The sequence below is a fragment of the Rheinheimera sp. ATLC3 genome (assembly GCF_059429535.1).
Genome location: NZ_CM182103.1, coordinates 1 through 21,457, shown reverse-complemented (window position 1 = coordinate 21,457; position 21,457 = coordinate 1). Strand labels below are relative to the sequence as shown.

21 protein-coding genes are annotated in these 21,457 nt (G+C 45.7%); 9 read left to right on the top strand and 12 right to left on the bottom strand.

Annotated features, from left to right (window positions below; all coding sequences use genetic code 11):
• Positions 1 to 7: 7 nt before the first annotated feature.
• The 8 genes from astE to seqA all read right to left on the bottom strand — a co-directional run bounded on the left by astE (position 8) and on the right by seqA (position 9,423).
• Positions 8 to 1,066 carry a succinylglutamate desuccinylase gene (gene astE, locus AC5SV9_RS00105; protein WP_475150521.1) on the bottom strand — a complete coding sequence of 353 codons (1,059 nt, stop codon included), beginning with the start codon at positions 1,064 to 1,066 and terminating at the stop codon, positions 8 to 10.
• Positions 1,067 to 1,139: 73 nt separating this feature from the next.
• Positions 1,140 to 2,930, bottom strand: coding sequence for a GGDEF domain-containing protein (locus AC5SV9_RS00100; protein ID WP_475150524.1), 1,791 nt, complete (start codon positions 2,928 to 2,930; stop codon positions 1,140 to 1,142).
• Complete coding sequence (locus tag AC5SV9_RS00095) at positions 2,881 to 3,165, bottom strand: hypothetical protein (RefSeq protein ID WP_475150526.1); 285 nt, start codon at positions 3,163 to 3,165, stop codon at positions 2,881 to 2,883. Before AC5SV9_RS00095 ends, AC5SV9_RS00100 begins: the two co-directional genes overlap by 50 nt.
• Positions 3,153 to 3,704, bottom strand: a complete 552-nt coding sequence (locus tag AC5SV9_RS00090) for a GNAT family N-acetyltransferase (protein WP_230819634.1) — start codon at positions 3,702 to 3,704, stop codon at positions 3,153 to 3,155. Before AC5SV9_RS00090 ends, AC5SV9_RS00095 begins: the two co-directional genes overlap by 13 nt.
• 7 nt (positions 3,705 to 3,711) lie before the next feature.
• Complete coding sequence (locus AC5SV9_RS00085; protein ID WP_230819635.1) at positions 3,712 to 4,500, bottom strand: SAM-dependent methyltransferase; 789 nt, start codon at positions 4,498 to 4,500, stop codon at positions 3,712 to 3,714.
• A gap of 117 nt (positions 4,501 to 4,617) precedes the next feature.
• Positions 4,618 to 7,104 carry a glycogen/starch/alpha-glucan phosphorylase gene (locus tag AC5SV9_RS00080; RefSeq protein ID WP_475150529.1) on the bottom strand — a complete coding sequence of 829 codons (2,487 nt, stop codon included), beginning with the start codon at positions 7,102 to 7,104 and terminating at the stop codon, positions 4,618 to 4,620.
• A 153-nt stretch (positions 7,105 to 7,257) separates the two neighbouring features.
• Positions 7,258 to 8,907 (bottom strand): phosphoglucomutase (alpha-D-glucose-1,6-bisphosphate-dependent), encoded by a 1,650-nt coding sequence (pgm, locus tag AC5SV9_RS00075; protein WP_475150530.1) that lies wholly within the window; start codon positions 8,905 to 8,907, stop codon positions 7,258 to 7,260.
• A gap of 12 nt (positions 8,908 to 8,919) precedes the next feature.
• On the bottom strand, positions 8,920 to 9,423 hold the full coding sequence (gene seqA / locus AC5SV9_RS00070) for a replication initiation negative regulator SeqA (protein ID WP_475150533.1): 504 nt from the start codon (positions 9,421 to 9,423) through the stop codon (positions 8,920 to 8,922).
• Between the two features lie 108 nt (positions 9,424 to 9,531).
• Here seqA and AC5SV9_RS00065 point away from each other — a divergent pair, with 108 nt between their 5' ends.
• The 4 genes from AC5SV9_RS00065 to fldA all read left to right on the top strand — a co-directional run bounded on the left by AC5SV9_RS00065 (position 9,532) and on the right by fldA (position 11,399).
• Positions 9,532 to 10,305 carry an alpha/beta fold hydrolase gene (locus tag AC5SV9_RS00065; RefSeq protein ID WP_475150534.1) on the top strand — a complete coding sequence of 258 codons (774 nt, stop codon included), beginning with the start codon at positions 9,532 to 9,534 and terminating at the stop codon, positions 10,303 to 10,305.
• Positions 10,306 to 10,370: 65 nt separating this feature from the next.
• Positions 10,371 to 10,568, top strand: coding sequence for a DUF2788 domain-containing protein (locus AC5SV9_RS00060; RefSeq protein ID WP_134054896.1), 198 nt, complete (start codon positions 10,371 to 10,373; stop codon positions 10,566 to 10,568).
• 14 nt (positions 10,569 to 10,582) lie between these two features.
• On the top strand, positions 10,583 to 10,855 hold the full coding sequence (gene ybfE / locus AC5SV9_RS00055; protein WP_475150537.1) for a LexA regulated protein: 273 nt from the start codon (positions 10,583 to 10,585) through the stop codon (positions 10,853 to 10,855).
• Positions 10,856 to 10,868: 13 nt separating this feature from the next.
• Positions 10,869 to 11,399, top strand: coding sequence for a flavodoxin FldA (gene fldA / locus AC5SV9_RS00050; protein WP_226765386.1), 531 nt, complete (start codon positions 10,869 to 10,871; stop codon positions 11,397 to 11,399).
• A gap of 43 nt (positions 11,400 to 11,442) precedes the next feature.
• Here fldA and AC5SV9_RS00045 read toward each other — a convergent pair whose 3' ends face one another.
• Entirely contained in the window at positions 11,443 to 11,913 is a 471-nt protein-coding gene (locus AC5SV9_RS00045; protein WP_475150539.1) for a DUF4442 domain-containing protein, read from the bottom strand.
• A 154-nt stretch (positions 11,914 to 12,067) separates the two neighbouring features.
• Here AC5SV9_RS00045 and fur point away from each other — a divergent pair, with 154 nt between their 5' ends.
• Complete coding sequence (fur, locus tag AC5SV9_RS00040) at positions 12,068 to 12,508, top strand: ferric iron uptake transcriptional regulator (protein WP_134055251.1); 441 nt, start codon at positions 12,068 to 12,070, stop codon at positions 12,506 to 12,508.
• 31 nt (positions 12,509 to 12,539) lie between these two features.
• Here fur and AC5SV9_RS00035 read toward each other — a convergent pair whose 3' ends face one another.
• The 3 genes from AC5SV9_RS00035 to AC5SV9_RS00025 form a co-directional block, all read right to left on the bottom strand.
• Positions 12,540 to 13,037 (bottom strand): GNAT family N-acetyltransferase, encoded by a 498-nt coding sequence (locus tag AC5SV9_RS00035; RefSeq protein WP_475150541.1) that lies wholly within the window; start codon positions 13,035 to 13,037, stop codon positions 12,540 to 12,542.
• A gap of 113 nt (positions 13,038 to 13,150) precedes the next feature.
• Positions 13,151 to 14,077: an electron transfer flavoprotein subunit alpha/FixB family protein gene (locus tag AC5SV9_RS00030; protein WP_475150543.1), complete on the bottom strand. Its 927-nt coding sequence runs from the start codon at positions 14,075 to 14,077 to the stop codon at positions 13,151 to 13,153.
• Positions 14,077 to 14,826: an electron transfer flavoprotein subunit beta/FixA family protein gene (locus tag AC5SV9_RS00025; protein WP_475150546.1), complete on the bottom strand. Its 750-nt coding sequence runs from the start codon at positions 14,824 to 14,826 to the stop codon at positions 14,077 to 14,079. The genes AC5SV9_RS00030 and AC5SV9_RS00025 overlap by 1 nt, the downstream gene beginning before the upstream one ends.
• 185 nt (positions 14,827 to 15,011) lie before the next feature.
• On the opposite strand from AC5SV9_RS00025, the gene AC5SV9_RS00020 reads away from it, so the two are divergent.
• The 4 genes from AC5SV9_RS00020 to AC5SV9_RS00005 all read left to right on the top strand — a co-directional run bounded on the left by AC5SV9_RS00020 (position 15,012) and on the right by AC5SV9_RS00005 (position 21,406).
• Positions 15,012 to 16,661: an electron transfer flavoprotein-ubiquinone oxidoreductase gene (locus AC5SV9_RS00020; protein ID WP_475150547.1), complete on the top strand. Its 1,650-nt coding sequence runs from the start codon at positions 15,012 to 15,014 to the stop codon at positions 16,659 to 16,661.
• A gap of 221 nt (positions 16,662 to 16,882) precedes the next feature.
• On the top strand, positions 16,883 to 19,051 hold the full coding sequence (locus tag AC5SV9_RS00015; protein WP_475150549.1) for a hypothetical protein: 2,169 nt from the start codon (positions 16,883 to 16,885) through the stop codon (positions 19,049 to 19,051).
• A gap of 124 nt (positions 19,052 to 19,175) precedes the next feature.
• Positions 19,176 to 19,934 carry a 23S rRNA pseudouridine(2604) synthase RluF gene (gene rluF, locus AC5SV9_RS00010; RefSeq protein WP_475150552.1) on the top strand — a complete coding sequence of 253 codons (759 nt, stop codon included), beginning with the start codon at positions 19,176 to 19,178 and terminating at the stop codon, positions 19,932 to 19,934.
• Between the two features lie 29 nt (positions 19,935 to 19,963).
• Positions 19,964 to 21,406: an SLC13 family permease gene (locus tag AC5SV9_RS00005; protein ID WP_475150554.1), complete on the top strand. Its 1,443-nt coding sequence runs from the start codon at positions 19,964 to 19,966 to the stop codon at positions 21,404 to 21,406.
• The last annotated feature ends 51 nt before the right edge of the window (positions 21,407 to 21,457 follow it).

Sequence of the window (21,457 nt, the reverse complement as noted above, 5' to 3'; positions counted from 1 at the left end):
CGGGTACCTATGTCAGGTTGTCCGATACTGCTGTCGGAACCACCATCAGCATAGCGCGCTGGCCAATGGCCACCTTTGCGTTAGGAAATATTAACGCTTCACCTTGCTGCTCGACGCGGTATTCGATATCGCCATCGGTTGCCAGTACAGTACCCACCGGATAGCTGGTAAAGTTCTCCACATCATCGGCAAAGTTAAGCTTAAAAGCATCGGTTTGCTTATTGATAGCACGGTAGACCTGATACAACTGAAAATCAGCTTCAGTAAATGGCTTGGTTGCCACTGCAGTTTCGCTCACCAGAGCACGCAGTGTTTGGCGCACTTTGGCAAACCTACTCATATCGTTCTGGCCAAAAGGCTGCACTTTACCCAGCTCAATAGTAAAGGCATCAGCTCCATGAGTATTCGACGCGTAATAGCTAAAGGTTGACGCTGGCGTTTGCATAAGCAGCACTGTGGTTACATCACAGGCTTGCAAAAATTCAAACTGAGATTGTTGCCAGGCCTTGCCATGTAAAAAAGGATAGACGGCAAATTTTTCATAGCGTGAACCGCGAATAGCGGTGTGTAAGTCGTACAGGAAACGGTTACGCGGCACCATTTCGGTTACGCGTTTGTCGCTGTAGAAACGGCTAACATAGTCTTCTAACGCCTTTGCCCGTATACGCTCGGCGTTAACCAGCCCCTCACCGGCGCTATGGTGGCCTGAAAACAATCGGTTAAGATTCTCTGTAACTTCACGTTTGCCGGCGTTGATGGCTGGCGGGTTACCGAACAACACTAACAAGCGGTGTTTAAGGCTAAGCTTGCCAAGCAATACGTCCTGTACCAGCTCAGCACAGATTTCAATAGGCGCAGTTTCATTGCCATGCACACCGCAGGATAAAACGATGTCTTTGCCTGTTAAAGTTGCAGGTTCAAAACAAATAACGCCAGTGTCCCATACGCTGACGCGGGTATCGTCTGGCAAGTCAAACTGAAAAGGTTCAAGGCTATCCGGGTGAGCCAGGGTAAGCTTTAGAAAATCACCCTGTGTAAGTAGTTGTTCTGGTAATGACTTGGGCATGCGCCAACTCCCTGTTGTGAGGTTGGCGCCAATTCTAGCGCATTAACAATCTCAGACAACATCAGAGATGGCGTTATTCGGAAAAAGTAGCGACCTGGTTCCGTCCTGCTGCTTTTGCACTGTACATTGCGCTATCAGCATCAGCCAGTAGCTGTTTCAACTGATAGCCAGAGTTATCCGAGCCACTGACACCAAAACTGCCGCTGAGTGAAAAGTGCTTTCCGCTCTCGGTAGTATCAATACCTGCGATAGCATCACGACAAATCTCGGCCAGCAATACCGCTTTGTCAGTCTGACAACCTGGCAGTACAACCGCGAACTCCTCACCACCGATTCGGCCGAACACATCGTTATTGCGCATAAAATTGCGGCACGTTTTTACAACCGCCCGCAATGCCCAATCTCCGACTGCATGGCCGTGGGTATCATTAATATCTTTAAAGTAATCCAGATCAAACAGTATTAGTGCTACAGGTTTGGCGTTAGTTTCACAGTAATCCAACGCGATTTTAGCCTGATTATTGAAATGATAACGGTTGCTGATACCGGTAAGCTGGTCGTACTCTGCAATTTTCTTAAAGCGACGCCATCCAGTCATCCCACGATAGGCCAGAACAGTAGCCAATAATAGTATGGCGCCTAAAATTAGTACCAAAAGCCGATTTTGACGGGCCTCCTGCTCATACAAGTCGCTTTGTAAAGCCAGAACCTTATTATCCTTATCCAGCAAGGCAATGCGTTGGTTTTTTACTTCAACCTCTGCCCTTGCTAAAAAATATGCCTGCTGCTGAGCAAAGCGGTTATCGCTGTTTGCCTTTAAAGCTTCGCTGTATTTGATATGAAAATACAACGCACGTTCATAATCATGCTTTGCCTCATATATGTTATACAGAGCGTAGTAGGTATTTAATAAAGGTTGGCTATACTCGTCAGCTGCCAAACTCTTCAACGCTGCATTAGCTAACGTTAACGCTTCTTCTAGCCTTCCTAGCTTAACAGCCACTTGAGCTGCCAATGCCGAAGCACTGGCAACAAGAGTCGGGTAATTAATATTATTGAGTTCGTTTTTGTAGCTTTGATAATACTCATCAGCTTGTTTAAACTCACCAACTTTCAATAAATAACTTTGCCGTTTAGTTCTAAGCAAGTTGACAAATATCTGCTCATTAAACTTCAGGCAGTGTTCAATTGCGCCATCGATTAATTCATTAAAGCTCTGCCAATCTTCTAAACCGTATAAAGACTCAAGGAGATGATGGCTTGCCTGACATCTCGCCCGCTCTGACACAGCAATATCCAAGAGCATTTGCGAGTAAAACTTTGCAATTTCAAATTCCTCTAATTGATTGTAAGTGAAGGAAATAACACTTAGACCATGCTCCTTTGCACGAATATTAGTGATCTCAGGTAAATCATGAGTAATTTCCTGTAATAGGGCAAACGCAGAACGATAGTTTTGAGTTACTGCTTGAACATTAATCAACAGGGCTTTCACCCTAACAGAAAGTTCTGGAGCAATTTGACTCTGCAACATGGATTCCAGATGCAACTGTGCAGCTTTAAAGTCGCCTGAAAGAGAAAGATTATATCCTTGCAAAAGCCGCAGATAATCCTGCTCGACTTTAGGCATGTCGTCTATTTCAGCTTCAATTAATACAAGCTGTTCTCTGAATGCTTTCAGATCTGTAACTTTAAGATCATCAAGTCGCTCTAAACGCTCACTGGCAGAGACCGTTGCAACTATCAGCGTAAAAAAACCAGCAAAAAAAAATTTTGCTGGTTTAAGCAAACCAAACTTACCAGTCCGGTTGAGATCAGCCTTTACAAGCAAACGCTTTTTCTTCCATGTCGTCCTGATCATCATCTTCTTTACGAGGTATATCTGATGGTTCTTCTTCAGCCGGACAAATAGCACAAACTACTTTGTTACGCACATTCAACAAAGCTTCCAAAGCCTCGTTGTCGTGGGCTAATATTGCTTTTTGAACGTTATCGTCCAGGTCTAGAGGATTCGCTACTTTTGCTAGTAGCGCGCTATCTAATTGCTGTAAATCAGCGCTAGAAGCTATTTTATCTAACAGTCTTATTATGTTATCCATTTAACACCCTCTGAATTTTTGAAGCAAAATGTATCAGGAACTAATTTATAGTTACTGCTCCGACTACAATACACAAATCCCACCTTTTCAACCAGTTTTTTAGCTGATGCATTAAAGGGATTAATTTTACCGATAATCGTTGTATTAGGTATCAGATGAAATACTGCAGAACATAAGCTTACTAACGCATCAAGTGCTAAACCCGAACGATGGAACTGTTGCAACAACATGATTCCTACCTCTACCTCAGAAGAGGTAGATTCCACTGCGGAAACACCAAGTAGACCTGCATTACTTTTTTTACGGGTGTCAAAAATCACTAAGAACAATCGTTTGGGAGCAATTGCACTGTTATATTTTAATGCGCTTTCAAAACTCTTTCTCACGCTTGACTGTGTTAGCGGCAATGCAACATGTTGCATGGTTTTACTATCACAATAAAGTTCAGAATATAAAGACAAATGTTCGGTGCTGAGCGGTATCACATTAAAGTAAGCGTAAGAAAAAGTGAAAAAACTAGCATTTGGTAATAATATCATTGGATTTTTACTCACCCGCCAGAGTTAGTTCTTCCAGCCTCCTAATGATAGACGTGTTTCTTTCCAACTTTGTTGAAGGAGGAATAACTAGAGTTGTTTTCATATCGAGCTCTACGGTCGATAGTTCCTTAAGCTTAACAAAGCGAATTTTAGGCTTTTGAATAGATAAGGTTGCTGCCTCATACAAGATAACCTCATGTTCAACAGAGTAAAACTCAGACAATAATTCGATTAAGATATCCAGGTAGGCTTTGGAAACGGAAAACTTTTCGAGTGTACGATCTCCAGCAACAACCACCTGCCACAAAATTAAATATGCGCCAGTGTCTACAGCTCTGTTATAGAACATAAATTTACTGGTTTCGTAGTGCTGACAGCCGTATGCTCCTGGGTCTATTCCCAAGTCTGCATACAAACAGTCTTCGGCAGATATTCCTGGTTCCATATGTGCGTTATGGCCCAGCTCACGCGCTTGCTTAATCGAACTGTGAGGCACCCAAGCAAATACCCCAGGATGACCGTAAAAAGCCCCAACAACTTTTTTACCAGCGGTTACTTCAGCGAGGATAGCGGCTACCATTTCACGATAGGAGATCATGCGCGACTTACCTTCTTGATAGTAAGGTTGCAGTGAACGCACATCGGTGTTCATCTGTTCAATCCATTTTTCGGTGATACCATCCGCGACCAGCACAAAGACAACGTCAGCCTGTTCGATATAGCTGCGGGAAAGCGGACTTATGTGCGCGCCCAACGTAATACCGGTGCCGACACAAACTAAACTACCTGTTTGCAAAACATATTCCTTATTCTTATTCTTTAGCTTTTGTTCTTTTGCCCACTATAAAGCGCTTACTGCGCAGCGGGCAATATAAGGTTCAGAAAAAAGGCCTGTCAGTGACAGGCCTTTTTGTTATTGCGCGGTAATATTGCACTTTTTAAGCTGCCAGACGCGGCTGACATAATCCTCAATCGAACGGTCCGAGGTAAACTTGCCAACAGATGCAGTGTTCAGCATAGCCTTTTTCGCCCAGCCGGCCTGATCGCGATACCAGGAATCGACTTTTTCATGTGCTTTAACGTAGCTTTCAAAGTCAGCCAGCACCAGATAAGGGTCGCCGCCTTCTAATAAGCTGCGTTTAATCGCAGACAGCTCCCCAGGTTTACCCGGTGTAAAATAGTCGGTTTCCAGCCAGTCCAGAATGGCTTTAATCTCAGGATTCGTATAGTAGTAGTCAGCGCTGTTATAACCTTTGGCGTGTAGCGCTTTTACTTCATCTACCGTTAAACCGAAAATGGCAATGTTGTCGCTGCCCACTTCTTCAGCAATTTCGATATTGGCACCGTCCAGCGTACCGACGGTAATAGCGCCATTTAACGCCAATTTCATATTGCCTGTGCCCGAAGCCTCTTTACCTGCAGTAGATATTTGCTCTGAAACATCAGCAGCCGGGATCATCTTCTCAGCCAGCGTTACACGGTAGTTTGGCATGAATACCACTTTAAGCCGGTTTTTCACCCGTTTATCGTGGTTAATTTTCTCTGCCACCTTATTAATGGCATAGATGATTTCTTTCGCCAGCTTGTAGCCCGGCGCCGCTTTAGCGCCGAACAGGAATACCCGGGGTACCATATCGTAGTCCGGATCCTGCAGAATACGGCGGTACAGTGCCAGTATATGCAACAGGTTCAGGTGCTGGCGTTTGTACTCATGCAGGCGCTTGATCTGGATATCAAAAATGGCATGAGGGTCGATATCAATCTGAGTTAGCTTTTTAACCACCGTAGCCAACTCGGCTTTGTTTTGCTGTTTTATCGCCATAAAACTCTGCTGTACGGCAGGATCATCGGCAAAGGCAGCGAACTTAGACAACTGCTTAAGATCGGTTGGCCAGTTATCACCAATTTTACTGTCGAGCAGTTTCGCCAGCTTTGGATTACAGGCTTTCAGCCAGCGCCGCGGCGTTACACCGTTAGTCACGTTAGTGAACTTGTCTGGCCATAGCGCTACCATTTCAGGGAACAGGTCTGATTTCACCAGTTGCGAGTGAATTTCAGCCACGCCGTTTACCTTGAAAGAGCCCACTACAGATAAGTGTCCCATCCGCACCATAGGATCATGGCCTTCTTCAATGATGGACAGCTTACGTTTTTTATCGTTGTCGCCTGGCCATAACACATCGACCTGCTCTACCAGGAAGCGACGGTTAATCTCGTAAATAATCTCCAGATGGCGGGGTAACACTTTCTCGAACAATCTGACCGGCCATTTTTCCAGCGCTTCAGGCAACAGCGTATGGTTGGTATAAGCAAATACCTGTTGGCAGATATTCCACGCCTGATCCCACTGCATTTCAGCGCGGTCAACCAGAATACGCATCAATTCGGGAATAGACACCGCCGGGTGCGTATCATTTAGCTGGATCACCACCTGTTTGGCAAAGTCGCTCCAGTCATCACCATGCGCCCGCTTATAACGGCGGATAATATCTTTTAGTGAACAGGAGACGAAGAAGTACTGCTGAATGAGCCGCAGTTCTTTGCCGGCATCGGTTTCATCATTTGGATACAGTACTTTAGAGATGGTTTCTGCCTCGATGTTTTCCCTTGCCGCATCGATATAGCCGCCAGAGTTAAACACGTCCCAGTTAAAGAAATCACTGGCCCGGCTCTCCCACAGCCGCAAAACGTTAACGGAGCTGCCGTTGTAGCCAACGATCGGGATATCCCATGGCACACCTTTGATAATACGGCCCGGGTGCCAGACTTTTTTCATTTTGCCCTGCAAATCGTATACGGTCTCGACATAGCCATAAACAGATATCTCCTGCACGGATTCAGGCCGGCAAATCTCCCACGGGTTGCCATATTCTCGCCAACTATCCGGCCGCTCAATCTGGCGCCCATCCTGGAAGCTCTGTTGAAACAAGCCATGCTCGTAATGAATACCATAACCAATGGCCGGATAATTCAATGTCGCCAACGAATCGATAAAACATGCAGCTAAACGGCCAAGACCACCATTACCCAGCGCCATGTCTTCTTCCTGATCTTCCAGATCAGCGATATTCAGCCCAAGCTCTGCCAAAGCCTGTTTAGCCTGTTCATACAACCCAAGATTATGCAGGTTATTGCTAAACAGCCGGCCCATCAGATACTCAAGGCTAAAGTAATGCAATGCCCGGGTGTTTTGTTCGTAATGCGTCCGCTGGGTATTACGTAAACCGTCATACACCTGCTCATTCACTGCTGCACAGGTTGCACGCCACCACGCTTGCGGGCTGGCTTTGTTTACGTCGGTTCCCAACGTCGAGTGTAAATGGCGGATAATTTGCTCTTTAAGTTGCTCGGTATTTATCTGGCTCATACCGGTACTGGCAGAAACAGTTTGTTTTTTCATTACAAATCCTGATTAGTTAATGCCTGAATTTTCAACAAAATAGCGGCATATGTAGAATTATTACAAAAAAATACCCTATGTCCTGCCTGATAGCAAAATAAACAGCATCACCTGAAACTTAATTACATTTTAATTTTTATATAATTCAATAAGTTACATTTTACTGAATACGTATTCAACGAAAGCCTTGGCATCATGCTCTAACTGTAGCAGATGCGCTTGATCGACAAAGCTCTCGAGATAAATTTTATAAGCGTTTTCTGTACCGGATGGCCGCGCGGCAAACCAGCCATTACGCGTAACCACTTTTACCCCGCCAATATCAGCCTGATTGCCTTCAGCTTTAGTGAGTACGGCTAAGATGTCGTCACCTGCCAGCGTCGTTTGCGTAACACTGCTGACATCAAGCTTTTTTAGCGCAGCCTTTTGCTCACTGCTGGCTGGTGCATCGAGCCGGCGGTACAGTGGCGAGCCCAACTCTTTGGTCAGTGCCTGATACTGCTGATAAGGATCTACACCTGTTTTGGCCAGTATTTCAGCGGCTAACAGGCCTAAAATGATACCATCTTTGTCTGTAGACCAAGCCGTGCCATCAAAGCGCAGAAAACTGGCGCCGGCGCTTTCTTCGCCACCAAAGGCCACTTCGCCTTTGTGTAAGCCGCTGACAAACCACTTAAAGCCAACAGGTACCTCGTACAAGTTGCGGCCACGGGCGGCAACCACACGGTCAATTAGTGCGCTGGATACCAGTGTTTTGCCAATCACTAAGCTGGTATCCCAATCAGGCCGGTTAGCCAACAGGTAATTAATCGCCACCGCCAGATAATGGTTAGGGTTCATCAAGCCACCACTGCGGGTAACTATGCCGTGCCGGTCGAAATCGGGATCATTGCCAATGCCGATATCAAATTGATCTTTTAACTGAATTAAATTCGCCATCGCGTAAGCCGATGAGCAGTCCATACGGATTTGCCCGTCTTTATCCAGCGGCATAAAGGCAAATGCCGGGTCGACTTTATCATTGACAACAGTAATATTTATGCCGTAACGCTCAGCGATGCGTGGCCAATATGCCAGACCAGAGCCACCTAACGGGTCAACACCAATGCGGATGCCAGCTTTTGCGATAGCAGCCATATCCACAACATTTTCCAGGTCGTCAACATAATGCTGAATGTAATCGATATGCTGACAATAACCAGATTGCAGTGCCAGCGCATATGGCATCATTTTGACCCCTTCAAGCTCCTTTGCCAGCAGCTCATTGGCGCGTTGCTCAATCCAATTGGTGACATCGCTGTCGGCTGGCCCGCCATGCGGTGGATTGTATTTGATGCCACCATCCTGCGGCGGGTTATGCGAAGGTGTAATAACTATGCCATCTGCCAGGCGGTTATCAGCGTCTTTGTTTTGCGTCAAAATGGCATGTGAAATAACGGGTGTCGGCGTATAACCCAGATCTTTCTGAATACAAACCTGGATTTTGTTGGCTATCAGTACTTCTAACGCACTGGCAAAGGCGGCTTCTGACAGCGCATGAGTGTCTTTACCCAAAAACAGCGGTCCGGTAATGCCCTGTTTTTTCCGGTAATCCGCAATTGCCTGGCAAATTGCCAGCACATGAGGCTCGTTAAAGGAACACTGTAAGGCACTGCCCCGATGGCCTGACGTACCAAAACTCACTTTGTGTTCCGGATACATATGCACATCGGGCTCCAACACATAATAAGCCGTCATCAGGCGGCTGATATTCGGAATTAACGACGTTGGTACCTGTTGCCCTGCCAGCGGATGTAAAGACATAAAAATTCCTTGTTATAACAAATCGCGAATACGCTCTGCGTCCTGTTCACTATAACCGAGTTTCACCGCGGTTTCGGTTAACATCATTTTTTTACGGGTAGTATTGGAATTGGTTATTACCCAAAACTCTGTATTCGGGATAGGTTTAGGGTTAGTGCTACTACCGGCTTCTGATAACTCTTCTGCCGTGCGGCCAAAATACAGCCGGTTACGGCCCTTTATTTCCAGCACTTTATGAAATTGCTTTTTGTGTGCCCGCGCCAGCGTCGACAAAATAAACAGAAAGCGCCCGACAACACTGGATTCTGCCTGTAAATCTTGTCGGTTAAGTAAGTCAAAAATATTACTATTTGCAGCAATTTTTGTTGGCACTGCCTCTGTTTCTGTCGCAGTGACAGCCGCTTTAGCATCGCCAAGCAACAGCCGTCTTAAAATTTCTGACGCACTTTCACCGATCTTCTGCGTTTGGCCGGCAATGTACTGATACAGCTCATCATCTATTTCGATGGTTTTCATATATTTATTCCGCGCACTAAAGTTGGCTTCATTATATAAAGCCTTATCGACTGACGCCAGCGGCATGATTTGCTAGACTAATCCACCCGTTAACCAGATGAGTTATACATGCTTTTATATACCCACAGTAGTGGCCTGACCGAGAGCACAGCAGAGCCGGTGGTTCTGATCCATGGTCTGTTCGGTAGCTACGAAAACCTTGGCGTCATAGCCCGCAGCCTAGGTGAACAATATCACATCATTAACGTTGATGTGCGTAACCATGGCCGCTCCGGGCACAGTGAGCAGATGAACTACAAATTGATGGCTGATGACTTAGCACAAACGCTAGACGCACTGAACATCAGTAAAGCCGCTTTATTGGGACATTCTATGGGTGGAAAATTGGCGATGACATTCGCGCTATTGTACCCGCAGCGGGTAACCAAGCTAATCGCCGCAGATGTAGCACCGGTGGCTTACCCGCCCCGGCACAACAGTATTTTCTCCGGTCTGTTTGCAGTCGATATCGCAAACTTATCCAGCCGGGCTCAGGCAGATGAGCAGATGTCTGCTTTCGTAAAAGAGGCAGGAGTAAGGCAATTTCTGCTAAAAAGCCTGATAAAAGAAGACGACAAATTTTACTGGCGCTTTAACCTTAACGCTTTAAAAGCAAACTACAGCGCACTTACTGATGCTCCCATGGCTAAAGGCCAGTACGAGGGCCCGGTGCTTTTTATTAAAGGCGGCGAGTCAGACTACATTTTACCCGAGCACAAAGAAGTCATTAACCGGCTGTTTCCCAACGCACAGGCAAAAATCATTCAAGGCACAGGACACTGGTTACATGCGGAAAAGCCTGCAGCCTTTACCAGGCTGGTGCAGGAGTTTTTATTGCGCTAGCGCACTAAATTTTTATTCAAATTATGCTATAGTGCGCGCACTTTTGAGGGGGTGGTGGTAGCACTATGTCTATAGAGCAGTTTGAATCGCTGGGTTTGTGGTTAGGCCTGGGTGTCTTATACCTCTTTATAATCATGGCGATCCGCGACGTTTTAAAGAAAAGCAATGCACCTAAAATAGGTCAGTTTTTTGTGTGGCTGGTGCTTTTTCTGTCACCCGCGGTGTTCATTATAAAAAGTATCGTGCCCTATTTTTTTGAGTAGTAAGGTTTAGATCGATGGCGAAGATTGCCACTGATCGCACCACCATTGATTTATTTGCGCAGGAAAAACGCCCCGGCAGACCCAAAACGAATCCACTGCCGCGGGAAGAACAGCTTAAGCTTAACAAGCGTAATCAAATCAGGCGCGATCGCAGCAAAGGCTTAAAACGTATTGAATTCAAAGTATCCGACGAGCTGTATACCGCATTGAGTAAAGAAGCCGGCAAAGCGGATATGACACGCAGTGCGTATATAGAACATATTTTGACACAGGTTTTAACCAGGTAAGAAGGTTAGATTAATGGCAACTGTAGGCATTTTTTTCGGTAGCGATACAGGTAACACTGAACATATCGCCAAAATGATCCAGAAAGAGCTGGGTAAACATTTGTTCGACGTACGTGATATAGCAAAAAGCAGCAAAGAAGATATCGCTGGCTTTGACTTATTGCTATTGGGTATTCCAACCTGGTACTACGGCGAAGCCCAGTGTGACTGGGATGATTTTTTTCCTGAGCTGGAAAATATCGACTTCAGTAATAAGCTGGTTGCTATTTTCGGTTGTGGTGATCAGGAAGATTATGCTGAATACTTCCTTGATGCGATGGGCACACTGCGCGATATTATCGAGCCCAAAGGCGCAATCATTGTTGGTCACTGGCCAACGGCAGGCTATAACTTTGTAGCCTCTAAAGCTTTAGCCGATGACAATCACTTTATCGGTTTAGGCATAGACGAAGACCGGCAGCCAGAGCTGACTGAACAACGTGTTAAACAGTGGTGCAAACAAATTTACGATGAAATGAGTCTGAAAGAGTTTGAAGCGCTGTAAACATAACAAGGCCGGCTGATACGCCGGCTTTTTGTTGCTTAGTTCAAAGCGGCCGGTATTTCGCTTTTTTTCTGATATACACAGTACGGTTAACCTCAGCGACTATCTGGTTTTTACTGTCTTTAATATGTACCACAAACTGCGGAAAATGTTTCTCGCCACTGTCTGTTGCGGCTTTTATACCGTCTATCGCATCGTCGGATAACCAGAACTCAGCCGTCAACTTGCCAATACCTGGTGTTATGAAGTCGATATCTGCCTGTTTATCCCAAACCAGATACTCTTTACCCAATGCTCCCATTAGCATAAGAGGGTAAATGGGATCAGTCATTGCAAACATAGAGCCGCCAAACTGGCTACTATTAATGTTACGCGTCCAGGGTCGTCCTTTCAGTATCACTCTGCAATAGCGATAATCTGTGCTTAGCTCTTCCACTTTTATGCCCGGAAACAAAAAAGGTGGCCAGAAGTTCAGCAATCTGCGCATCACTGCGGGGTTAAATGCCCATTTCATCTTTTATCTCTGGTATGACCTGTATCCTGCCATTGTACGACAGTAAAATCACAGTACAAGCGCAGCTTTGTCCCTATTGCACTATTTTGCCATTTCAATCTGTCGGCAATGCCTTTATAATCCTTTGCATATATAAGCCAGAATCAGAATGAATATGCCAGATCACAACAATGAGTTACGTAAAGCCGGCCTGAAAGTTACTCTGCCAAGAGTAAAAATTTTAGAGATCCTACAGGACCCTAAGCACCAGCACATCAGTGCTGAAGACGTATACAAGTTGCTGTTAGAAATTGGTGAAGATATCGGCCTGGCGACCGTATACCGCGTGTTGAATCAGTTTGATGACGCAGGCATATTAACCCGTCACCACTTTGAAGGTGGTAAATCAGTATTTGAACTTACCGGTGGCAGCCACCACGATCATTTGGTCTGCCTGAAATGCGGTAAGGTTATCGAGTTCGAAGACGAGGTAATTGAAGCAAAGCAGCTGGAAATTGCAGAAAAGAATGGTATCAAGCTGACACACCACAGCCTGTATTTGTACGGTGAGTGTAAAGACACGGAACAGTGCAAGAAAAACAGCGAAATGAACTAGTTATAAAAAGGGCACCGTTGGTGCCTTTTTACTATCCGCTGACGTTGTTAATACGTGCCATCGCCAGAGCAGTAACATATTTACCATATTGGAAGGCATAATCTGCCAGCTCGGCCTCAACTTCAAAACCAAAACGTTCATACAGGGCTATAGCAGCTTCATTGCTGCTGTACACTGTCAATTCTACCCGTCTGATATTCAACCAGTTGTCGGCCATCTCCAGTGCCGCGCGCAGCAAGGCTGAACCAATCCCCTGCCCCTGATATTCCTCAGACACCCCCATACCGATTTCAGCAACATGACGGCGGCGGGGATTCTGACAAACCTGCATGCCAAGTTGCCCGACTACCGCGCCTTCGACTTCTGCAACCAGATTATAAAAACCGGCACCTGCAGTGTATAGTCGTTGCCAGTTGGCGACTGGCTGATAAGGTAGTTGTAAGGTGTTAGCATAAACGGTTGACTGATCATAAATGGATTTTATCGCATCAATATCAGCAGGTTCAGCGTGGCGGATCACAGCAGGCATAATAGCATCCTTGGCAACAATAACGCTGTATATTAACGGGCAATTTGGTATCGCAACAAGCTCCCGCAATAAAAAAGCCAGCGCAATGCTGGCTTCTGCGGTGCAATGTTTATCTACAACTGCTGTTCCAATTCAGGCAGTACCGTAAACAGATCTGCCACCAGCCCATAATCGGCAACCTGAAAAATGGGGGCTTCAGCATCTTTGTTTATCGCCACGATGATTTTTGAATCTTTCATCCCAGCCAGGTGTTGAATAGCACCTGAAATACCAACAGCGATATAGAGCTCTGGCGCAACTATCTTGCCAGTTTGACCAACCTGCATATCATTCGGCACAAAACCCGCATCTACCGCAGCCCGTGATGCACCAATAGCGGCACCCAGTTTATCGGCAATACCATTTAGTAACGCGAAATTTTCACCATTTTGCATGCCACGACCGCCTGAAATCACAACACGGGCTGCGCTTAATTCAGGCCTTTCTGACTTAGTAAGCTCCTCACTTACATAACGTGATACAACTGCATCATGCACTGAAGACAGTGCTTCAACGGCTGCATTGTTACCGGTCTCTGCTGCGCGAAATGCCGCTGGACGCACCGTCAACACTTTAATGGCATCAGCAGATTGCACGGTAGCAATAGCATTACCGGCGTAAATTGGCCGCACAAATGTATCTGCGCTTTCGATTGCGATAACGTCAGAAATCTGTGCCACATCTAACAATGCTGCTACGCGTGGTAAGAAGTTTTTACCCGTTGTGGTCGCTGCCGTCAGAATATGGCTGAAATCTTTACCCAACTCAGCCACAAGCGCTGCTATATTTTCTGCTAATTGATGCTCGTATGCTGCATTATCTGCAACCAGTACTTTATTTACACCGCTAATCGTTGCGGCTTCAGATGCCGCCGCAGCGCAGTTAAAACCAGCAACCAGTACGGTAATCTCTCCGCCAATAGCGGCTGCCGCCTGCACCACTTTATGCGTTTCGGTTTTCAGGCTTTGGTTGTTATGTTCTGCAATAAGTAAAATAGCCATTAGATCACCTTCGCTTCATGCTTTAATTTATCAACCAGCTCTGCCACTGACTCTACTTTGACGCCACCCTGACGCACCGCCGGAGCCGCGACCTTCAGCAAAGAAACTTTCGATTCAAGGCTTACGCCGTAGCTGTCTGCAGCTTTAACATCCAGCGGCTTTTTCTTCGCTTTCATAATGTTAGGCAGTGACGCGTAGCGCGGTTCATTCAACCGCAGATCAGTTGATACTACAGCAGGCAATGTCAGTTCTACGGTCTGTAAACCACCATCAATTTCACGGGTAACCTGCACTTTGCCGCCGTCTACGACCACCTTAGAAGCGAAGGTACCCTGGCCCATACCCGTCAGCGCTGCTAGCATCTGTGCGGTTTGGTTGTTATCAGAGTCGATCGCCTGTTTACCAAGAATAATCATTCCCGGCTGTTCATCAGCAACTACTTTCGCCAGTAGCTTCGCAACCTGTAATGAGTCCAGATTTAAATCGGTTTCAATATGCAGTGCCCGGTCAGCACCTAACGCCAGTGCAGTGCGTAACTGTTCCTGCACTGCAGTCGTGCCAATTGAAACCACTACCACTTCAGACGCTGTACCTGCTTCTTTTAACCGTACAGCTTCTTCTACTGCGATTTCACAAAACGGGTTCAATGCCATTTTTACGTTAGCCAGATCGACACCTGTTTGATCAGCTTTAACCCGAACTTTAACGTTGTAATCTATTACCCGTTTTACCGGCACCAATATTTTCATAATTTCCTCGTTCTCTGCCCTGCTATTGCTGCATTATATGCCGCAGGTTTACGTGAAGGTAAAGCTAAGATGGACTCGTTGCGACAATCTACTTACTGTTGACGTTAACGTCAACCTACAATACCCTAATCAACATGATAAAAACGGCGTATGCTGTAAATAATAAACTCCAAGGAGTTCGCGCAGTGGAAAGAGAATCAATGGAATTTGACGTGGTAATTGTAGGCGCAGGTCCTGCTGGCTTATCAACCGCGATCAGATTGATGCAACAGGCTAAGAAAGCTACCCGGGAGCTCAGTGTCTGTGTGGTGGAAAAAGGCTCCGAAGTTGGCGCTCATATTCTGTCTGGTGCCGTGTTTGAAACTCGGGCACTGGATGAGTTGCTACCCGACTGGAAACAGCTTGGCGCCCCTGTCACCACTGCAGTCAGCCATGATGATATTTATCTGTTTAATGATGGCCAAAATGCGCGCAAGCTTCCTGGCTTTGCTGTACCTAAGACGATGCACAATGATGGCAATTATATTGTCTCTATAGCTAACCTGTGCCGCTGGCTTGCCCAACAGGCTGAGCAATTAGGTGTTGAGATTTTTCCGGGCTTTGCTGCCGGTGACGTGCTGCTGGAAGAAAATGTAGTCAAAGGCATTCTGATTGGCGATATGGGACTGGATCGCGAAGGTAAGCCCAAAGACAGTTTTACGCCTGGTATGGAGCTGCGGGCTAAATATACCGTATTTGCAGAAGGTTGTCGCGGCCATCTGGGCAAACAGTTAATTAAGCAGTTCAACCTTGACGCTGGAAAATCTCCTCAACATTATGCATTGGGGTTTAAAGAAATCTGGGATATTCCGGCAGAACAGCATAAAGAAGGTTTAGTGGTGCATTCTGCCGGCTGGCCTCTGACAGGCGACACCTCCGGTGGTGGTTACCTGTACCATGCTGAAAATAACCAGATAGTAGTTGGGCTGATTGTCGACCTGAATTACAGCAACCCTCACCTAAACCCGTTTGCTGAATTTCAGCGCTACAAGCATCACCCTGTCATTCGTCAATATCTTAACGGTGGCAAACGCGTTAGCTATGGCGCGCGGGCTATAGCCAAAGGTGGCTTAAATAGCTTGCCAAAAATGAGCTTTAACGGCGGTCTGCTAGTTGGGTGTGATGCCGGAACATTGAATTTTGCCAAAATTAAGGGTAACCATACAGCAATGAAATCCGGCATGCTGGCGGCAGAAGTGCTGTTTAGTGTATTACAGCAAGATGATGCAGGCGGCCAGGATCTTACCCAGTTTGCAGACACGCTGGCCAATAGCTGGTTATATGATGAGTTATACCGGTCGCGCAATTTCGGCCCGGCAATGCACAAATTCGGCACTTTCTGGGGCGGAGCTTTTAATACGCTGGAGCAGAACTGGTTTGGTGGTAAATTACCTTTTACGTTAAAAGACGATACGTATGACTATGCCCAGCTTAAACCCGCTAGCGAGGCGACTGTGATCCAGTATCCAAAACCAGACAATGTGTTAAGTTTTGACCGCTTATCATCGGTGTATTTATCCAATACCAACCATGAGGAAGAGCAACCATGTCATTTAAAATTAAAAGACAGTAGCATTCCGATAGCGGTAAACCTGCCGGTCTATGATGAACCAGCTCAGCGGTACTGCCCGGCTGGCGTTTATGAAATTGTAGAAGATGAAAATCATCAGCCTAAGTTTCAAATCAACGCTCAAAACTGTATCCATTGTAAGACCTGTGACATTAAGGATCCGGCACAAAATATTATCTGGGTAACGCCGGAAGGTGCTGGCGGCCCCAACTATCCCAATATGTGATGTCCTGCATTGATTGTCCGGCATATCAACCAGGTTAATATGCCGGCGCTAAAAACCAACCTCTTGTTTCTTATATAAATCACTCTTTAATCTCGTTAAAACAGCGCATTTTATATTTAGTTATTTCATTGGCTTAATTTTAATCTGCTACTACTTTTAATATTGTCCGTAGTATTAATTTACTTAGCCTTATTGCCTCGCCAGAGATTGGAAGTAGTGATATGAACAATAAAATAAAAACAGAAACGTCTACGCAAGATGATATGGTTACCGTGAAGCCGGTGATAAAAAAGCCTGCAGCACCGCTTCCATCACCCTCCTTTGCCAGCGATCGCTATATGTATTTTACCGAGCGCGATCTGAATAAAATTCTAACCAATCTCGATGCACTGCGGGCCAACGTATTTCCGGTATCAAACCCTGATAATGAGATCCAAAGCCGAAAGCAGCAGCACTTTCCGTCTGTCTGCCTGATAGGGCTTGGCCGCTGCGGTTCAAATATCGCGCTGGATGTTGCATCTTTAGTCTACAATGCACGTAATTTTTACCTCAGCGAGTTTAATAACGAAGAAAAGCAAAACCGGGAGCAGGAATACCGCCCTATGCGCTGGATAAAGCGCAGCCTGCATCTGGAAAATTCCCAGTCGATAAAACCGGTGTTTTTAATCGAGCCACTGGTAATGTTGGGAGATCTCGACAAAGACATTGAAGGCCGGATCCGTTTTTCCCACAAAGGTGAAAAAAGCGGCTTCCTGCATGACTACACCAAAATGAAAATAATGGACTTGTCTGAAGTACATGCCGGAGGTGCTGGCAACGCACCTATCTTAGGGCAGTATCTGGCAAAAATTATCCTGAATAAAGACACTCAGCGTTTTGCCAATGCGGACTGGAAGTTCATTCACTCCTACCTAATCGACTCCTGCGGTATCAAAGCCAATCAGTCCAGACTGTACTTTTATATCTTCAGTGCCGGTGGTGGTACAGGGTCAGGTATGGCATCCGAGTTTGGCCTGGCACAGCAGTATGCATATATGAGTAAAACGTTTGATACCCGTATGCTGGCTGAAGACGAGGAAAACCGGGGACACTCTTTCGTATTCGAGCCTATTTTCACCAGTGGTATTTGTATTCTGCCTAATATCTCTGACCACGGCGTAGAGATGTCGGAAGCACTGCATATTAACGCCGGCCGCCTGTTATGTAAGTATCTGGCCGAAGAGTGGGATTTTTCATACAACTTCGACAACGAAGACAGCAGCGAATCCAGTGTTATGCATCGCATACGGCCTTGGAATGCGATGATGCTGATTTCTAACGACATTATGCGCTACGCCGAAGAGACTGACGACGGGGGCATTCAGCATATTGATGTCAATGCGATGGAAAAATATGCCAATCAGTATATTTCACAGCAAATATTTAACATCTTGACTGCCCAGGCAGTAACCACGGATTATGACGAGAACTATTTCCGCCGGGCAGGTATTGATATCGGCGAGACGATACGGCTTGATGCTAACGATTTATTCATGAGCCTGGCGGGGCCGGTTGCAGTGGCTTATGCTGAGTCTGTCATTCCGCCCGACAACGGCAGTACAGATAAAAAATCCAGTAGCGGTCTGAACATCGACGACTTGTTTTTCCGCTCAATAGATTTGCCTCACTTTAACAAGGTTACGCAAGCTATTGAGGGCATCAGTTTATTACCAATTGAATCTGGCCGCTATCGCGAAACATTAGCCAGCTATGTTAAGAACGGTTATAACGCAGCGGATCTCAAAGATCTGCATTTCTTCAAAAACTGCTCGTCAGTTGTTTCAATAGTGTCATTGCCAAAAGATTATAAATTATCATATATGGATTTAAACCGGTTAAAATCACATCTTAACTCTCTGTTCCCTAATACCACATTAAAGCGCTATGCGCTGGTAATAGGCGCTTCTGCAAATATTTCGTTAACAACCCTGATTGTAAAAAGCCCCTGCTTGAGTGATGATTTTCTAACCCTGATCGTTGCCTTTATTAAACGCTGTTTTGCTAAAGACAATTATCGGTTTGATGAGCAGTTGGATCAGGCAATGTTAACCTTTATCCGCTCAGACGAATTTGATGAAGCCGCACTGGATACTATGCTGCACGAATATGAAAATCCGGCCAAAATTCTTGATACCAATTGGTACGCTATTAAACCTATGTATGAGAAAAAGTATCGTGAACTTATCCATAATAAAGACAAGTTCGTTTCGATTAACGACATCCGTTTAAGCCGTGACAGCGTGAAAAAGGCCATTAAATACCTGCGGGAAATTTACCGGCATAAAATCAGTAAAACTAAGGTTATTTCGCTTAATCCACAAAGCCAGCGAAAAACACCTACAGGTGAGTAACGCTGCGCTGTGGCGAGAAAAGGCTTAGCAATGCTAAGCCTTTTTACTATCGGCAGTAGCGTAAAACCAGATATCACCCTACACTATCGCCACTTTATAAATCCGCTTGGAAATTGTTTGTTTTATGTCAGATAACACCTTATATCGTTTAAACAAATTTATCAGTGACACTGGTTTTTGTTCGCGCCGTGAAGCAGATCGTTTAATTGAAAACGGTAATGTCACTATAAACGGTGTTATTGCAGCAGTCGGCACTAAAGTTTCAGAACAAGACCAGGTACTGATTGATGGTAAGCCGCTCAAAGACAAACCGAAACGCGTCTACCTTGCCTACCATAAGCCGGTTGGCATTACCTGTACCACTGAGCGTCACATTCAGGGCAATATAGTCGATGCGGTGCGCTACCCTGAGCGTATTTTTCCAATTGGCAGGCTGGATAAACCGTCCGAAGGATTGATATTTCTGACCAACGACGGTGATATCGTTAACAAAATTCTGCGCGCAGGCAATGCGCACGAGAAAGAATATATCGTTACTGTAAACAAGCCAATTACCGAGCGTTTTATTCAGCAAATGAGCCGCGGCGTGCCGATACTGGACACTGTAACACTGCCTTGTAAAGTTCAGCAGCGTTCAAAGCAGAGCTTTTCAATTATCCTGACGCAGGGACTCAACCGTCAAATTCGCCGGATGTGTGAGTATCTGGGATACGATGTGGTAACACTTAAACGTAACCGCATCATGCATATCCGCTTAGCAGGTTTAAAGCCGGGGCAATGGCGTTTGCTTGAGGATATTGAAATCAAGATGCTGGAGCAGCAACTACTTAATTCCAGCAAGACAGTAAATTCAGCCAGTACAGTCAATAGTTTCGAAGACTAACACTGTTGTGTAGAAGTGTAAGGTGAGATATGCCAGGTAATATTAAAATACCTTTTTATGTCAATCTATTAGCTGGGCCAGCGCTATTTCTTACTACATTGGTTTTCGAACCATTTTTTGCCGGCATGAGCCCAAATGCATGGCTCATAAGTGGATTAACAACCTGGATGGCCTGGTGGTGGATAACCGAACCCGTGCCGATACCTGTTACCGCCCTGCTACCTATTGTTATGGTGCCACTGTCAGCACTCGATAGTATTGGCAACGTTACAGCCCCCTACGCCCACCCACTTATTTTTCTGTTTCTTGGTGGTTTTATGTTGTCTATCGCTATGGAGCGCTGGAATTTACATAAGCGTATTGCCTTACTGACAATGCTATTGGTCGGTACCAAGCCAAGCCAGCAAATTGCCGGACTTATGCTGGTAACGGCATTCTTATCAATGTGGATGTCTAATACTGCCACAGCCGTAATGATGTTGCCTATAGGCCTTTCAGTCATTGCGATGCAACAAGAGCATGACAGTAACGATGATAACTTTGCTAAAGCCGTACTACTATCTATCGCTTATGCTGCCAGCATAGGCGGCGTTGCGACATTAATTGGTACACCGCCAAATGCGCTGCTGGCGGCTTATCTCGAACGAAGCTACCAGTTACAACTGAGCTTCAGTGACTGGATGCTATTTGGTCTACCGTTATCAATCAGTATGCTAGTTATTTGCTGGGTTTGGCTGACACAAATACATTTTAAACTGCAATCCAGTGGCACAGTTGATAGCAGAGCATTATATCGCCAACGGTTACAAGAGCTCGGCAGTATGCATCGCGCTGAAAAGCTGGTGCTCATGATCTTTTCATCAGCAGCATTCTGCTGGATATTTCGCAGTGCACTAAGTGATATCAGCGGCATCAAGCTAGACGATACCCTTATCGCAATAGCCGCAGCTTGCCTGCTATTTATTACGCCGGTGTCTTTTCGTGAAGGCACCCGCATTTTGCAATGGCAGGACTGCCAGAACCTACCCTGGGGCGTATTAATATTATTTGGCGGCGGCCTCACACTGGCAGCCCAGATTGATAATTCCGGCTTGTCTGCTTATATTGCCAGCCAAATCGGCTCGCTTGGCAATGTTAACCTGCTAGTGCTCATCGTGCTGGTAACGTCAGTCATTATTTTTCTGACAGAAGTTACCAGCAATACAGCCACTGCAGCAGCCTTTCTGCCCTTGCTCGGGCCTGTAGCAGTATCACTTGACACCTCAGCAGCAATGCTAGTGATACCCGCTGCTGTTGCGGCAAGTTTTGCCTTTATGATGCCGGTGGCGACACCACCAAATGCAATCATATTTGCGTCAGGTAAACTTAAAATAAGCGATATGGTAAAGGCTGGCTTAGCACTGAACATCGCAGGCGTGGTGCTGATAAGTACTTTTGTTATACTACTGGCTCGTGCAATTTTCAGTTTCTGAAATGACATCTGCTGAAAAACAAAAACGCAGCTTTAAGCTGCGTTTTTGTTT

What these genes read in the sequence shown, in the direction of transcription:
- AC5SV9_RS00030 (WP_475150543.1), bottom strand. Translation starts at nt 14,077, where the DNA reads ATGGCTATTTTACTTATTGCAGAACATAACAACCAAAGCCTGAAAACC.
- AC5SV9_RS00080 (WP_475150529.1), bottom strand. Translation starts at nt 7,104, where the DNA reads ATGAAAAAACAAACTGTTTCTGCCAGTACCGGTATGAGCCAGATAAAT.
- AC5SV9_RS00025 (WP_475150546.1), bottom strand. Translation starts at nt 14,826, where the DNA reads ATGAAAATATTGGTGCCGGTAAAACGGGTAATAGATTACAACGTTAAA.
- fldA (WP_226765386.1), top strand. Translation starts at nt 10,869, where the DNA reads ATGGCAACTGTAGGCATTTTTTTCGGTAGCGATACAGGTAACACTGAA.
- ybfE (WP_475150537.1), top strand. Translation starts at nt 10,583, where the DNA reads ATGGCGAAGATTGCCACTGATCGCACCACCATTGATTTATTTGCGCAG.
- AC5SV9_RS00015 (WP_475150549.1), top strand. Translation starts at nt 16,883, where the DNA reads ATGAACAATAAAATAAAAACAGAAACGTCTACGCAAGATGATATGGTT.
- AC5SV9_RS00005 (WP_475150554.1), top strand. Translation starts at nt 19,964, where the DNA reads ATGCCAGGTAATATTAAAATACCTTTTTATGTCAATCTATTAGCTGGG.
- AC5SV9_RS00095 (WP_475150526.1), bottom strand. Translation starts at nt 3,165, where the DNA reads ATGGATAACATAATAAGACTGTTAGATAAAATAGCTTCTAGCGCTGAT.
- pgm (WP_475150530.1), bottom strand. Translation starts at nt 8,907, where the DNA reads ATGTCTTTACATCCGCTGGCAGGGCAACAGGTACCAACGTCGTTAATT.
- AC5SV9_RS00035 (WP_475150541.1), bottom strand. Translation starts at nt 13,037, where the DNA reads ATGCCTGCTGTGATCCGCCACGCTGAACCTGCTGATATTGATGCGATA.
- AC5SV9_RS00090 (WP_230819634.1), bottom strand. Translation starts at nt 3,704, where the DNA reads ATGATATTATTACCAAATGCTAGTTTTTTCACTTTTTCTTACGCTTAC.
- AC5SV9_RS00045 (WP_475150539.1), bottom strand. Translation starts at nt 11,913, where the DNA reads ATGAAATGGGCATTTAACCCCGCAGTGATGCGCAGATTGCTGAACTTC.
- AC5SV9_RS00060 (WP_134054896.1), top strand. Translation starts at nt 10,371, where the DNA reads ATGTCTATAGAGCAGTTTGAATCGCTGGGTTTGTGGTTAGGCCTGGGT.
- rluF (WP_475150552.1), top strand. Translation starts at nt 19,176, where the DNA reads ATGTCAGATAACACCTTATATCGTTTAAACAAATTTATCAGTGACACT.
- AC5SV9_RS00100 (WP_475150524.1), bottom strand. Translation starts at nt 2,930, where the DNA reads ATGATGATCAGGACGACATGGAAGAAAAAGCGTTTGCTTGTAAAGGCT.
- fur (WP_134055251.1), top strand. Translation starts at nt 12,068, where the DNA reads ATGCCAGATCACAACAATGAGTTACGTAAAGCCGGCCTGAAAGTTACT.
- astE (WP_475150521.1), bottom strand. Translation starts at nt 1,066, where the DNA reads ATGCCCAAGTCATTACCAGAACAACTACTTACACAGGGTGATTTTCTA.
- seqA (WP_475150533.1), bottom strand. Translation starts at nt 9,423, where the DNA reads ATGAAAACCATCGAAATAGATGATGAGCTGTATCAGTACATTGCCGGC.
- AC5SV9_RS00065 (WP_475150534.1), top strand. Translation starts at nt 9,532, where the DNA reads ATGCTTTTATATACCCACAGTAGTGGCCTGACCGAGAGCACAGCAGAG.